At 43.0% G+C, this 14,652-nt stretch carries 10 protein-coding genes; 4 read left to right on the forward strand and 6 right to left on the reverse strand.

Annotation, left to right across the window (positions count from 1 at the left end):
* The first annotated feature begins 60 nt into the window (after positions 1-60).
* The 3 genes from FHG67_RS15230 to FHG67_RS15240 all read left to right on the forward strand — a co-directional run bounded on the left by FHG67_RS15230 (position 61) and on the right by FHG67_RS15240 (position 3,739).
* Entirely contained in the window at positions 61-579 is a 519-nt protein-coding gene (locus FHG67_RS15230; protein ID WP_004501940.1) for a hypothetical protein, read from the forward strand.
* A 15-nt stretch (positions 580-594) separates the two neighbouring features.
* Positions 595-1,431 (forward strand): penicillin-binding transpeptidase domain-containing protein, encoded by an 837-nt coding sequence (locus FHG67_RS15235; RefSeq protein ID WP_004501930.1) that lies wholly within the window; start codon positions 595-597, stop codon positions 1,429-1,431.
* Between the two features lie 79 nt (positions 1,432-1,510).
* Entirely contained in the window at positions 1,511-3,739 is a 2,229-nt protein-coding gene (locus tag FHG67_RS15240) for a cation:proton antiporter (protein WP_004501939.1), read from the forward strand.
* 187 nt (positions 3,740-3,926) lie between these two features.
* On the opposite strand, the gene FHG67_RS15245 is transcribed toward FHG67_RS15240, so the two are convergent.
* The 3 genes from FHG67_RS15245 to FHG67_RS15260 all read right to left on the reverse strand — a co-directional run bounded on the left by FHG67_RS15245 (position 3,927) and on the right by FHG67_RS15260 (position 10,601).
* A complete protein-coding gene (locus tag FHG67_RS15245; protein WP_036075907.1) occupies positions 3,927-5,108 on the reverse strand; it encodes an amidohydrolase in 1,182 nt (393 codons plus the stop codon).
* Between the two features lie 170 nt (positions 5,109-5,278).
* On the reverse strand, positions 5,279-6,853 hold the full coding sequence (locus FHG67_RS15250; protein ID WP_004498574.1) for an FAD-dependent thymidylate synthase: 1,575 nt from the start codon (positions 6,851-6,853) through the stop codon (positions 5,279-5,281).
* A 445-nt stretch (positions 6,854-7,298) separates the two neighbouring features.
* Positions 7,299-10,601 (reverse strand): efflux RND transporter permease subunit, encoded by a 3,303-nt coding sequence (locus tag FHG67_RS15260; protein WP_004498590.1) that lies wholly within the window; start codon positions 10,599-10,601, stop codon positions 7,299-7,301.
* Positions 10,602-11,501: 900 nt separating this feature from the next.
* Between FHG67_RS15260 and FHG67_RS15270 the strand changes: the two genes are divergently transcribed.
* Positions 11,502-12,002 carry a DUF4395 domain-containing protein gene (locus FHG67_RS15270; RefSeq protein WP_002619703.1) on the forward strand — a complete coding sequence of 167 codons (501 nt, stop codon included), beginning with the start codon at positions 11,502-11,504 and terminating at the stop codon, positions 12,000-12,002.
* Here FHG67_RS15270 and FHG67_RS15275 read toward each other — a convergent pair.
* The 3 genes from FHG67_RS15275 to FHG67_RS15285 all read right to left on the reverse strand — a co-directional run bounded on the left by FHG67_RS15275 (position 11,991) and on the right by FHG67_RS15285 (position 14,648).
* Positions 11,991-12,554, reverse strand: a complete 564-nt coding sequence (locus tag FHG67_RS15275) for a DUF4256 domain-containing protein (RefSeq protein ID WP_036075904.1) — start codon at positions 12,552-12,554, stop codon at positions 11,991-11,993. The genes FHG67_RS15270 and FHG67_RS15275 overlap by 12 nt on opposite strands.
* A gap of 181 nt (positions 12,555-12,735) precedes the next feature.
* Entirely contained in the window at positions 12,736-13,383 is a 648-nt protein-coding gene (locus FHG67_RS15280; RefSeq protein ID WP_036085965.1) for an alpha/beta fold hydrolase, read from the reverse strand.
* A 173-nt stretch (positions 13,384-13,556) separates the two neighbouring features.
* Positions 13,557-14,648 (reverse strand): DNA-methyltransferase, encoded by a 1,092-nt coding sequence (locus FHG67_RS15285; RefSeq protein WP_004498511.1) that lies wholly within the window; start codon positions 14,646-14,648, stop codon positions 13,557-13,559.
* Positions 14,649-14,652 lie beyond the last annotated feature (4 nt).

Genomic DNA, 14,652 nt, shown 5'->3' on the forward strand with positions numbered 1-14,652 from the left:
TTTCGTAGAGGAAATTTTGTATGGATCGAGAAGAGAATATTCTTTTTTTTGAATCCATCGATGACACGAACAAACTACGCAACCCCCTCCTTAGAAACCCTGAATCTTGAATTTGAAAATGAAATCTTTTGGAACCGATTTTTAGAAAGAGCCGGTTTCATCGTAGGTTACGGAGCCTATGTGATTTGTTTCGTGATCGTATTCGGTTTGAAGTTGGAAGCCGTAAAATACGCTTCTCTTTTTTATCTGGGGCTTTTCACCCGACTTTCCAGTCTTTTGATCGGAAAGTTTTACGAAATTCCGGTCGTATTTCGAAATCTATTTTCCGAAAATAAGGAATTAGTCGCGGTCAGTCAAGATTACATCCGAACTCACAGAGAAAAGGCGCTCAAACGTCTCGCCGCTAATTTGTTCGGGATGAACGATTCCTCTTCCCTTTATCAAGCCAACGAAGAAGAACTCGTGGAAATCATCCGTCCCAAAATGCAAAAACCTTGGAAAAAAGCAGGAAGAATCTATTTCTTCTTTGTTTATATCCCGGTCGTATTCATTTTGATCGGCATCTCTCTTTGGACTTGATTCGCCCGATTTCAGGTGAAAAGTGCCGTCCTCTTCGCTCTCTGGTTTTGTTCCTGTAAGGGCGATCCATCGACCTATTCCTCAAAATCCTTTTCTGAAAAAAGTTTAAACGGAAAAGGTAAATTTCTCTGCGCAATCTTAGTCAATCAAACCGCAAACGACAAAATTTACTTTCAAAAAAACGAATGTTCTTATAAAACACCTCCCTCCTCTCTGTTTCATTCCGTCTTGGCGCTTGTGTCCGTGGAAAGCGGTTATCTAAAAGCGGATCAGTCTCTTTTTTCCTGGGATAAGACAAGATATCCCTACATTCGTTGGCAGAAAGATCAGAATCTCAAATCCGCTTTGGAATATTCGGTACATTGGTATTTCGCAAAACTTTGGAACGACATCGGACCGGAAAAAGGAAAACCGCTTTTGGAAAAAATCGGAATGTTTCACACCCCGGTCCCGTTCGGTCGAAATTCATTTTGGCTGGACGGCTCTTATACGATCTCACCTTCGGAATTCGCCGACTTTTTAATCCGACTTCAGGAAACCTCCCCACCTTTTCGTAAAAAGACGACTCAAACCGTTTTCGATCTTTTCAAAAGAACACCCGGTTCTCTTTCGAACGCGAGCGGAAGTCACGATCTTGCGGGAGATTGGAACGGAGTGGAAGATTATAAATCGGATTCTGCGTTTTATTACACCCAAGACGAAACCGATTCCTGGTTTTGGGTTTCTTTCCAAAAAAAGAACGTTCGTTGGTTTCTTCTTACGAGAGTTCGAGTTTTAGGACAACCGACGAGTCCCTTGGAAGCGGCAACACTCGCATCCCAAATCCTCCGAGAAGAATCCATCGTTTTTTAATCGATAACCCCGAAAGATCGGGAATCCTAAAAATCTGAATGACGAAACCGGAATTCGTTCTTAAAATGCCTCCAAACAGATGAAAAAAATATCCTTATTTTATATTTTTCTAATTTTCTTATTCATTTTGTCCTTGGGTTTTATTCTTCAGACCGGGCAAAATCTGGAATCGGAAAAGGAAAATTTTCACTCTTCCCAAATTTCATCGGAAAAAAGCACAAAGACAAAAATTCATCCCGCAAAGACCGTTTCTTTAAGGCCGGATTTTCTAGACATGGAAGCAATGGGCAAAATTTTCTCCGGTCATCTGAAACAGCCGATTTCAAGACTTCTTCTTCAATTGATCATAATCATGCTTTCCGCCCGATTCCTCGGCAAACTCGCAACAATTTTAGGACAACCTTCCGTGATAGGAGAAATTCTAGCCGGAATCCTTCTCGGTCCCTCTTTACTCGGTCTGGTATTTCCCGAAGGATTTCAACTTTTATTTCCTAAAGAGTCCTTATCCACTCTTCAGATCTTAAGTCAACTCGGGCTTCTGCTCTTTATGTTCGTAATCGGTATGGAATTGGATCTTAAAATTCTAAAAAACCAAGCCGAGTCCGCAGTAATTATCTCCCATTCGAGCATTATGTTTCCGTTTCTTTTAGGAGCGGGTCTTGCGTATTTCATCTACGTTCCGTTGGCGCCGGAGGGAGTGGATTTCATCGCGTTCTGCCTTTTTATGGGAATCGGTATGAGCATCACCGCCTTTCCGGTACTTGCGAGAATCATTCTGGAAAAAGGTCTGACCAAAACAGCGTTAGGAAGTCTTGCACTCACCGCAGCCGCGGCCGACGATGTGACCGCTTGGTGTATATTAGCGATCGTCGTCACGATCGTAAACGCCGGCTCCTTTTCCTCGGGAATTCTCATGATCGTCATGTCTCTAACATACATGTTCGTAATGTGGAAAGGAATCCTCCCACTGATGAGAAGAGCCGGAAACTTGTACACTACCAAAGAATCGATGACAAAAACAATCACCGCGCTCTTCTTTTTATTCATCTTCTTCTCGGCCTGGATCACGGAAGCGATCGGAATTCACGCGCTTTTCGGCGCATTTCTAGCCGGAGTTGTGATGCCCGATAAAAAAGAACTCAGAGACAATCTGGTGGAAAAGATTGAGGACTTCAGCCTTACCGTTTTACTTCCTCTCTTTTTCGCATTTACGGGACTTAGGACAAAATTCGGCCTTCTATCAAGCTCGGGTCTTTGGCCGGTTTTTTTCCTAATCCTTTTTGTGGCCGTCTTAGGAAAGTTAGGCGGAAGTTCGATCGCATCCCGTATGTCCGGTAAAAATTGGAAAGATTCCCTTTCAATCGGTATTCTCATGAATACCCGAGGTCTGATGGAGTTGATCGTTTTGAATATCGGTTACGACTTAGGAGTTTTATCCGAAGAGATTTTTTCGATGATGGTTTTGATGGCTCTCGCCACAACGATTATGACCGGCCCCGGACTCAAACTCGTGGAATTCCTTTTTACAAAGGAAAGCTTCGCCGTAAAATCAGCTACCGGCAGCGCCGGAATACTCATCTCTTTCGCGCAACATTCCAGAGGTTTGGAACTATTAAAAATCGCTTATGGACTTTTCCCCGAGAAAAAAAAAGAGAGAGAGGTAACCGCCGTTCATTTGTCTCCGGATTCTAATATTTCCGAATCTCACGCCGAAAAATACGAATCTTCAAGTTTCACTCCTCTCAAAGAACTTTCCAAGGATTTGAATATACACCTCCAAACGATCTACAAAACATCCACGAACATCACGAAAGACATCATTCGAATCGTAAACGAAGGAAGTTATAAACTTCTCTTGATCGGTGCGGCCCGCTCTTTCTTTTCGGATGATATCCTAGGCGGAAAAATTCGGACGATTTTGAACGAAACGGATTGTAACGCGGGAATTCTATTTTCCTCCCAATTGGAGGATGTGAAAAACATTCACATCCTCTTCGGCAAAGAAAAAGACCTCGGGCTTCTTCACATCTCCAAAAGGCTTGCGGACAACTACAACTCCAAACTTTCAATCGTGGATTTGAACGGCTCCGTAGATCGAATTCCTTCCCGGATCAAACAGAATCTCAAAAAAGAAAAAGTGAAAATCCTGACTTCTGGAAACGACTCATCCGATTGGAAAAAGTTCGATCTTATTCTTTGCGATTTAGACATCTGGGAAAATCATCCCGAATTCAGAGTAAACGAACTTCCGAAAGGCGGGGGGCTTCTTCTAATTCGGTCCACGGACGACTTTCTAACCGAAATATAATCTTTCAACGAAGAAGACGTATTGAAATGAACTTCTTATCTTAACGTGAGTTCTATAGAAGAAAGTTCGGACGGATCCAGCCTTTATAAACAAAGGCCGGACTGCACTAAAACCAAAATGGGCTCGCTATGGATCGCAGCATAATAATCGCTTTCACATTTGTTATGCCGAATTCACGTTATCTCAATCAGTTTTCTTCGTGATAGATTTTAATTGCCTCTTTGAGCACGCTCAGACCGATCGACAGAGAATCCTCGTCTATGTCGAACTTGGAACTATGATGGGGATAAACGAATCCTTTCTCTTCGTTTCTAGAGCCCACAAAAAAATAACATCCCGGAACCTTCATAAGAAATGCGGAGAAATCTTCCCCTCCCATAGATTTCGTGTTTTCTTCCGTTACACTTCCCGGACCGAGAACGTTTAACGAAGCTTTACGCACTATGTCCGCCATTCCGGAATCGTTGATCGTGGGCTGATTCGTTCTTTCGTAGCGGATGGAAACTTTTGCGCCAAGCGCGGACGCGATTCCCGCAACCACTCTTTCCAATTTTTCGGGAACTTCCTCGAACATCTTTTTGGAATACGTTCTCACGGTTCCTTTTAATTCCGCGGTTTCCGGAATCACGTTAAACGCGTTTCCTGCATGAAAACTTCCGACAGTCACCACACAAGAATCAAGCGGATCCGTATTTCTAGAAACGATAGTCTGTAACGCGTTTACGATCTGAGCCCCTACTACAATCGGATCCACTGTGTGCTGAGGCATGGCCCCATGGCCGCTGATTCCGGAGACGACGACCGTGAACTCATCTACGGCGGCCATCATCGGTCCGTCCACGACTCCTACTTTTCCCACCGGAATATGGTTCCAAACATGCAAAGCCAAGGCCGCATCTATGTTATACTTCTCTAATATACCTTCTTCGATCATCCTATCCGCTCCCTGCCCGCCTTCCTCCGCGGGCTGGAATACCAATAAAACCTTTCCTTTGGGTATAATGGACCCGATATCCTCTTTGATTTCCGTCGCAAGTCCCATGAGAATCGAAGTATGAGCATCGTGACCGCAGGCGTGCATGATCCCGTCGCGAACGGATTTGTATTCCTTGCGAGATTCCTCGAAAATAGGTAAGGCGTCCATATCCGCCCGTACGAGAAGTGTTTTTCCGGGTTTGCCGGAATCGATCAAAGATACGACTCCGGTTTTTGCGATTTTATCCTGAAAAGAAAGACCTAAACTCTGCAAATGATCGATTACGTAACCCGCGGTTTGATTTTCTTCGTATCTGAGTTCCGGATGTTTATGAATTTGCCTTCTATAACGTATGAGTTCTTCGGTTCGATTCGTAGTCACTGTAAGTTTCATTCGAACCATTTTACTCCCTAAACCGTTTTGGGAAAGAATTTTAGATTTCGCTTAAAAACATTCAAGGTCGAAAAAGCGCGTCTTAATTTCGTAAAAACGGTTTTTCTTTATCGTAGACGACAAGATTATTTCACTTTCGTAAGGTTCGACACAAACTCAAAGCGAAGGTTTTAAATCACTCTCAAATATTCGGATAATTCCCTTTTCCAAACCTGGGTTCCGCAATAGTGATCCCCTTCCGGACAGTAAGGTTTTACCTCTCCTTGAAGGCGGATCCAACAAGGAGCCTTAATCCACTTTGCAATTCCGGGATGAACCTTCGTCACGTCCGTAAGTTCTTCCACGGAGGCTTGGAAAATTTCTTCCTGAGCGTTGTAACAGGTTCTGGATCTCCATTTGTGATGTAGATTGAGAAGGTCTCCGCTTTCGTAAAAACGAACCGGAAAACTGTTCGGTAAAAGATAAGTACCGTATTCCGGAGAACCTCCCGCATCCAAAAAGCGATTCAACCTCTCGAAAATCTGAGTATGAGTCGCGTCGTATTTTTCTTTGAGCTCAGGATATTTTTGAACCACGAAAGGGGTGATATAATCTGGAACTCCCGCATACTGAGACATGAGAACCGGTCTTCCGCCGGGAACCATTCTATGTCTTTGATCCTGGCTATCGGCTGTGTGGGAGATTCTTTTTTGGAAGGAATATTGAACGTTGAATAAGGCTCTCGTGATCGGACTCATAGAGTTTTCGTTGAGAGTGGAGGTTAGATGCCTGTTTTTTGCAGGATTTAAAACCAAATCGATCGCATCCTGATCGGTCAGAGAAGATTTAGGAATTCCTAATATGGAACGAACGGATTGCGCCAAAATCTCCGGGCCGTTGGAGGAATAGGAAACAAGTCTGGAATATCTCGCTCCGAGTTCTCGGTCGAATTCTTTTACGAAGTTCGCCGAGACTTCCGGATGAAACTCTCTTTTGCCGGAACCGAATACGGAATCGAAGTAACGATATTCGGTCGTTTCTTCGAGAGGAATCGGATCGTCCATCTCGTCTGCATACAAAGGATCGACCGCTCGAACTTGATCGACCATTTCAGTGACCACGGCTCTTTGTTCCTGCGGAACGTCGTAGGAATTCATCAGCCTGTAGTAACGATGTAGAGTGAGTCCGTTGATGGAATGATAGAGATAGGTATAAGTTCCGAGAGGTAGCAGATAACGTGCAACCTCCAGACATTTTTTTCTGATCGGAAGCTGCCACTTGTCGGGATAATTGGCGCGAGCTTTGTAGACCTGAAAGTATTCTTCTTGGATAAAAGGATGCAGGATTTCCGTGTAGGAAAAGTAAGCCTGACTTGCAAAGTCCACCGCGTCCAGATAAAGTTCTAAAAGTTTTCCATTTAACCCGGAGGGAACGTAGTAATTCTCCTTTTTAACTTCCACATATCTCTGGGAAACTTGTTCAGAATTATAAAACGGATGAGAATGCAGAAAAGACCACACGAATTGTCTAGAAACCTTGTCCAGAGTGAAGATAAATTGCGGATGCTGACGAGTGGTAAGATGTCCGGCCTTTTTCGTGGACTTAGCGACTTTATCCCGGATTTCAACAGATTTTTCCGACGCAATCATATCGGAAGGAAGGAGGATTCCTTTAGAAGAATAACAGGTTCTTGCCGTAGCGATGGAAAGATTGAACGGATCCTTGCTATGATCCAAAAGTGAAACGATCGGTTTTTGGGCTGACATCGGAGTCTCCGGGAGGGGTTTGACTATGTCCCCTATTTCACTATCCTGAGAGGTGAAATTTCACCGAAAACTCTTTTTTGGAGGATCGAGATTCAAAAGGTTAGAATCGTTTTAAATAAACCGGAAGTTTGAAAGAACGGACATTCGATCCGTAGAGTAAGATTTGATCCGCAGTTGCTTGAGCTTTTGGTTCTGTGTCGGTTCGCAAAACCTTAGTAACGGAAAGGATATTCGGAAAGCGATTTAAGATCGCTTTTGGAAATTTAGGATTTAAAAATTCGGCTCGTTACAAAATTGAAAAAATATCAGAGTCTGTCTCGAAAACTTTTACACGTTTTTGCGAGATCGTTACGTTCCTCATTCGGACAATTTGGAAGAAAACTTCGTAATTTACGATTAAAGAATTATATTTTTTGAATATAATTTTTTCTGCCTTTTTGATAATTTATTTCTTTTTTCCCTTCTTCGATTTCGAAGATTTTTTCTTCGGTTCTACGTTCTCTTTCGAAGTATCTTCGAACACTTCCCGGATTTCCGAATGAGTATGAAGTTCCAGCCATTCGCTGTTATCGTGAGCGAAACTATGACCTTGGTTTCCGAAAGTGCGTTTTTCCAAGAGCCTGCGTTTTGCGGACTTTCTTCTTTCCTGACTTTCGTAGAAATTCAAAAGATATTCCATCACGATCGGAAGAAGAACGCGGGAGAAAATCGTGGCGACGATGACTCCGAAGATTACTACCGTCGCGAGAGGTCTTTGTACTTCCGCCCCTGCCATCGTGGAGATCGCCATGGGAATAAAGCCGACCGCGGCTATAATTTCCGTGGTCATTACGGGACGAAGAGAATGAATCCCCGCAAGATAAACCGCATCCGTAATCGATGCTCCCTTTTCCAGCTCTTCCCGAAGAGTGGATGCATAGACAACTCCGTTTAAAACGGCGATCCCGCTCACCGCAATAAACCCGACTCCGGCTGGAATACTAAAAGGAAGACCTCGGATCACAAGACCGATGATTCCGCCTGAAACCGCGAGAGGAACCACGATAAAGACGCCTAACGCGTAGTAGATGCTCCCGAACGCGGCGATCAGCATAAAAAATATGATCGCAAGAGCGATCGGAACGACCAAGGCCAGTCTTTCTTTCGCTCGGGTGAAGTTTTCGAACTGCCCTCCCCAATCGGTTCTGTAACCTGAAGGAAGATTCTTTTCGATTTCCTCTGTAACTTTTTGAGCTTCGTTGACAAATCCAACGAGGTCCCTTCCTCGAATGTTGGTTTCTACCATGATTCTTCTTTTGAGAGATTCCCTATAAATCACGGCGGGGCCTTCCACGAGTTTGATCTCCGCAACCTGACCAAGCGGAACCGTGGACCCGGAAGAAGTGAAGACGGGAATGTTTTCCACTTGTTCCAAATCGGTCGCGTCGATTTTCAAACGAACCACAAGGTCGAACCTTTTAAAACCTTCGAATACTTTTCCGGTTTGTCTGCCTAATCGGAGAGCTTCTACGGTCGCAAGAATTTCCTCCGCTTGAACTCCGTAACGAGCCATGTTTTCCCGATCTACCTTGATCTCCACAAGAGGAAGTCCCAATACTCTTTGCACCCGCAGATCCGCGACTCCCGGAACGTTTTTGAGCTTGTTTGCGAATTGGCCCGCAATGTCCTTAAGTTTAACGAGATCGTCTCCGTAGATTTTGATCACTACGTCCGCTTTCGATCCGGAAAGAAGAGCGTTGACTCTATTTTCGATCGGCTGGGACAAACTGATCGTACTGGAAGGAATGAACTTTAAGACCTCGTCCTTCATCTTACTCATCAGTTCTTCCCTGTCTTCAGCGCTCGTCCATTCCTTACGGGGTTTGAGTTTTATCATGGCCTCGCCTTCGTCGGTGCCGATCGGTTCCGCCGCGGATTCTCCACGACCCATTTTGGAAACCACGCTGATTACTTCTGGAAATTTTTTTAAGACCGCTTCCATATCGGAATTCGTGTCCCTGGAATAATTGAGAGAGGTGGAAGGAAGACGTTTGATATCGATCGCGATTTCTCCCTCGTCGATTCGAGGTAAAAATTCGGAACCCAACGTAGAAGCTAAGAGCAACGCAAATACTACGACCCCGATGCCCGCATAACAGAATTCTTTTTTACGGGACATTCCAAAATCAAGGAGGAGTTTGTATTTTTCCGCGATGACGTCCCAATACTTACTGTGAAAAAAAACCGGATTCTTAAAGATAATACTCGCCGCCGCGGGAAAGGTGGTCAGGGAAAATAAAAGAGCAGCGCCGAGGGCAAGCGCCACGGTAATCGCCATCGGTTTGAACATCCTTCCTTCCACGCCTTCCAAACTCATCAGGGGAAGATAAACGAGCAGAATGATCGCGACCGAAAACGTGGCCGCACGGCCCACGCGAACGCAGGCGTCCGTGATGATTTCCTCCGCCGCAAGTTCCCTGTCCCCCAGTTTTGTCTGCATCTCGTAAAAAGAACGTTTTAAAATAAAACCGTGGAGAATCGATTCGAGCATTACGATCGTTCCGTCCACAAGAAGGCCGAAATCGAGAGCGCCGAGGGACATCAGATTTCCCACAATTCCGAATGCGTTCATAAAAATCGTAGCGACGAGCATCGGAATCGGAATCGCCAAAGAGACGAGTAACGCTCCTTTCACGGTTCCGAGAGCGAGGATCAATACAATTACGACGAGGGCCGCGGCTTCGGCGAGATTCGTAAAGATGGTGCCTAACGTTCTTCCGATAAACTCGGAACGGTCGTAAAAGGTTTCGATTCTCATTCCGGGAGGAAGTTTTTCCCTGATTTCTTCGATTCTTATTTTGACCTTCTTTACGACTTGGAGAGAATTCTGCCCCATAAGCATCATCGCCGTGGCTCCGACCGCTTCTCCTAGGGAATCTTTAGTAACGAGACCGAAACGAAGAGCCGGACCGATTTCCACTTCCGCGATTTGGCCCAACAAAAGTGGAATTCCATCGCCCGCGGTCGTAACCGCGGTGTTTTTCAAATCTTCGATGGATTTGTACTGACTTTCGCCTCGGATCACAATTTGTTCCGAGTTCTTGGAGATGTAGCCGCCTCCCGTGTTTTGGTTTGCGGATTCTAACTTATCGTAAATTTGAGAAAGAGTGAGGTTGTGAACCGCGAGCCTTTTCGGATCTATCTTGACTTGGTATTGACGAACCTGACCGCCGATAATGTTCACGTCGATGATTCCTTCCACGGACTTAACTTCGCGGGAAAGTTCCCAATCCATATAGGTTCTTAATTCCTCCGGAGAATGTCGATCCGATGTGAGAACGAATTCGTAAATATCACCTAGACCGGTTGCGATCGGAGAAAGCTCGGGCCTTCCGTAACCGGGAGGAATGATGGCTTCCGCTTGTTTGATTCTTTCGTTGACGAGTTGTCTTGCAAAATAGATATCCGTACCGTCTTTGAAGATGACGGTTACAGAACTCACACCGGTTCGGGAGATGGAACGGATTTCGGTAACATTGGGAAGACCGGTAAATTCCATCTCGATCGGATATGTAATGAACTGTTCCACTTCGAGAGGAGAAAGTCCGGGAGAAGACGTAACCGCAGAAACCTGAACGTTGGTCACGTCCGGGATCGCGTCGATGGAAAGATAGTACGCGTTGTAAATTCCCACAAGGGTAATCATGAATGTCAACACCAAAACCAAGGCCCTGTTTTTAATCGAAGCTCGGATCAGTTTATCAATCATGAGTGTGACGAATCTCTAAAAAAGACGATATGGACAGGAAAGCCGTTCTAGGTTGAAGTTGAAAGGTTTTTTTAAAGAACGTCATTTACACAAAATTGCTGACATTCCCTGTTTTTTCCAAAAGAAGATGATTAGAGTTGTTGAAAAATTCAATTGTGGGATCAACAAAACTGCTTCAATCGTCTATTTCAGTGAAACAAAAACAACCGGAGAATTAATTTTTCAACAACTTCATTCTTTTTCAGAAGGCGAAAAACTTATCTACGCATTTTGATCCATATTCTTGCAGGACAGGTTTCAACATCTCATAAAGTTTTCCGCCTCCCGTTGCGGGCAAAAGATGTCGAATTCTCACTCATCTCTACATAATAGAGTGTCCGAAATTCTGCAGGATAATAAGAGGAGGCTTTCTAAACTTGCAATATATAACGATTTAGAAACGCTCTTTGTTTTAAAAACGTTCGAATAAACCTATAACGCGATAAAAATGGCTTTGAACAAAACTACAACGTTTCAAAAACAACCTATCTCTTTTTTTATTACACCTGGACACGACGAATATTCGATTTTTATTATGGAATCTAATGGAAAAAAATTTTAGCGTCTTTTTCAATCGGATGAAAACAAAAGCGAGCTTTATCACCGCTTATTGAGAACGCAATAATGTATTGCAGTTGATTTCTAATCATTCCCTAATCGGGCCTTTCCGCGATAAAAACATTAATTTCATTTCTCTTGGAAAGAATTAAAAAGCGTTCGTGAAAACCAGAATCCAGACAAATATAACAGAAATTTTAACGTTATAATAAAATATTGAAGCTATTACGGAAATATTGGACAATTTTTTGGTTGAAATTAAGTCTAAGGATTAGATCTGTCGTTATATAAGAGGGAGAATTTATGATTCAAGTCGGCAAATTTCCGGATTCAGTCAACGAGTACGCCGCAAGATCGGTGGCCGGACTTGTTTTTATTCTCACGATTGCAACCCTATTCACTCAGTCAATTTGGCTGAATTTAGCTTTGCTCTACGGATTTACGGCCCGGGTTTTATACGGACCGAAGTTTTCCCTTTTCGCGAGACTCGCAATCCATGGAATCGTTCCTTTGCTGAAGCTGGGAAATAAAACCGTGGCAGGACCTCCGAAACGATTCGCCCAAGGAGTGGGGTTTTTGTTTAGCTTAACTTCTTTAATACTTCTGATACAAGGACAGATTTTGGCGTTTCAAATCACGCTCGGAATTCTCGTATTTTTTGCGGCTTTGGAATCCTTCGTGGGTTTTTGCGCAGGATGTTTCGTATTCGGCTATCTAATGCAATGGGGAATTATTCCGCAGGAAGTTTGCGAGAGATGCGATCGTCTCACATTTACTTCAAAGGAATCGAATTTAAATCCTTAGAGAGCCGCGAAACGCTCTGACGGCATAGTAAGATTCCGCACTGTTATGATACACAAAGACATGTCCGTAACGAAAATCGGCAAAGATAGCGCCGCCAAGCGTCCTAATATCGGAAGGCGTTTTTAGCCAACTCGATGTCTTCGTATCGAACTTTCCAAGTTTCTGCAAATTTCTATATTGCTCTTCCGTTAAAAGTTCAATCCCCATGGCGACAGCCGTATCAATGGCGTTATCTTTTGGTTTATGCTCTTTTCTTGATTCCAACGCTTCTCGATCGTAACAAACACTTCTCCGACCATTAGGGCTTTCCGCCGAACAATCGTAAAAAACGTATTCGCCCGTTTTTTTATCGTAATCGACAACATCCGGTTCGCCGCCTGTTCTTTCCATTTCATTGAGCGACCATAATTTTTCAGCGTTAGCTTCCAGCTTTGTTTGTATTTTATCCCAACCAAGTCCTTTATGACGGTTCATGTTTTTCTCAAAACGGGCTTTCAATATTTTGAACAATTCTCGACTTTGCTCCAATGACAACTCCTTACTTATTACCATTACTGATTTCTACATAAAAGAGTAATTTCGGTTTTATTGATTCCTATAAAATAAAGTACCGTTAATTTGAGCACAAATCCCATGTTTATACGCAGAATTTTAGACACTCTATTATGTAGAAATCAGTAATGAGCAAAGAAACAACTATAACACCGAATGAAAGTCCAAATGTGCTACTTTACTATTTCACCAAAATTTCTCTTAATTTCAGAGATATTTCTCCCGCTTTATTTAAAATCATAAAATGCCCCCCGTCAGCGATTGGCACCGCCTGCCCTATCAATCTAAACGGAAATAGTCTATCATTTGTTCCATGTATGTGAATTAAGTTATTGGAATATTTTTGATTATCCCATTTAAGAATAGATTTTAAAGCCCATTTTATAAACTTTCCATCTGTTCTGGAAAGAAAATTTCTTAATAGTTCTTTGTCTTCTAACGATGAAATCCCAAAAAAATATGCCAAAATTGGATTATAAATTTTTAGCAAACAAGATGGTATTAGATTCAATAATTTCATAAAACTGATGATACGGTAAATGAATGGTTTTTCTAAACTGGATTTAATGCTTGAAATTATAATGATTTTTTTTACCGGAATATGTTTTGCCATTTCGCTCGCAATTATTCCGCCAAACGATACCCCGATTAATATCAACTCATTTTTCGAGTCCACTTGTTCTATTAATCTTTTTGAATAGTCTTCAAGAGATTCATTGTCTTCCGGATCGATCCAAGTAATATGTCTCGGATGTTCTCCTAAAAAATCAATATTCCGGAATACACTTTCGTCTGCTCCCAAACCGCTGATTAGATATATGTTATTCATTATTATTTTTATTTCTTTGGTTACTTTTAAACTGTAACCGGCGCTTAGCAAAGAATCTTTTGGACCGTTACGTCCGAAAACCGAAATGACGAAGAAGTATGCGTAGTCGAAGAGGTATTGCATATGCTGAATCAAATTATTTTCAATCTGCCATATTCTTAAATTTTGATAACCTACTGATCCGGAGCTTGAGCCGGTTCGAGTTGCGGAGAAATCGTCGTTTGAAACAGAGAGGAGTATTCGGCTACGATTTCCTCGTCCGAGTTGCGAAAAAGTCCGATGATTTTTTCTAAGTTCAGAAATTTTTCTTGTTTGGTTACGACGGGAGTTTGCAGGTTTTGATTGAAATAGAGAAGAGATTTTCCTTCGCTTTGCCTGGTTTGCACGAAAAGATCGTGATCGCGTTTCCGTTTTTCGACGATTCGATTGAGACTTTCGCGGAGGGAAGATAGATCTTCGAACTGAGTTTGGAATACGCTCGGATTCAAATCAAATCCGATCGAATTTCTGCAGTTTCCGATCGCCGCCAAAGTAGTCGTCCCAGTTCCCAAAAAAGGATCCAAAACGACGTCTCCTTTTAAGGAATACATCAGTATGATTCTGTTTGCAAGCTCCAAAGGATATGCCGCACTTCTTTCCCTTCCTGCGAGCGGGCTCAGACTCTGCTTTTTTCCCTTGAAATCCCAAAGGTCGGTAAACCAAAAATTGCGTTCTTCCCAAAAGAACGCGCTTTGCGCACGGGCGAATTGTTCCGCCTTAGTCACGAACTTTCTTTTATTATTTTTTCTAAATATTAAAATATGCTCATGCTCCAATGTAACATACGCACCCGCTGGAAGCATTCCGGAGCCCATAAACTTGTTAGGTGAGTTCGTTTGTTTTCTCCAAATGATTCCGGGAAGACTTTGAAAACCGATCGAGTTACATCCTTGTAAAATTCTCGCATGATTCATATAAATCTGAAAACCTGCGGAGGTGTTTCTCGTCGCATCCCCGATATTGATTACGAGAAAACCTCCGTTTTTCAAAACACGGAAAGATTCTTTCCAAACCTTATCGAGTTCGATATGGATTTTTTCGTAAGAAAGACTGGGATCGGTAAGAAAACTTTCTCGAATTTCTTTTGAAAAGCTGAAAAAAAGTTGGTCCCACATCTCGATCATCGGATAAGGAGGCGAGGTAAGAATCAGATCCACGGATTCCGATTGGAGCGGAAATGTTTTTCTCGAATCCCGAAATTGAATCCTGTGAGTCGTTTGTTTCATAACT

Source organism: Leptospira weilii (assembly GCF_006874765.1).
Classification (GTDB): Bacteria; Spirochaetota; Leptospiria; order Leptospirales; family Leptospiraceae; genus Leptospira; species Leptospira weilii.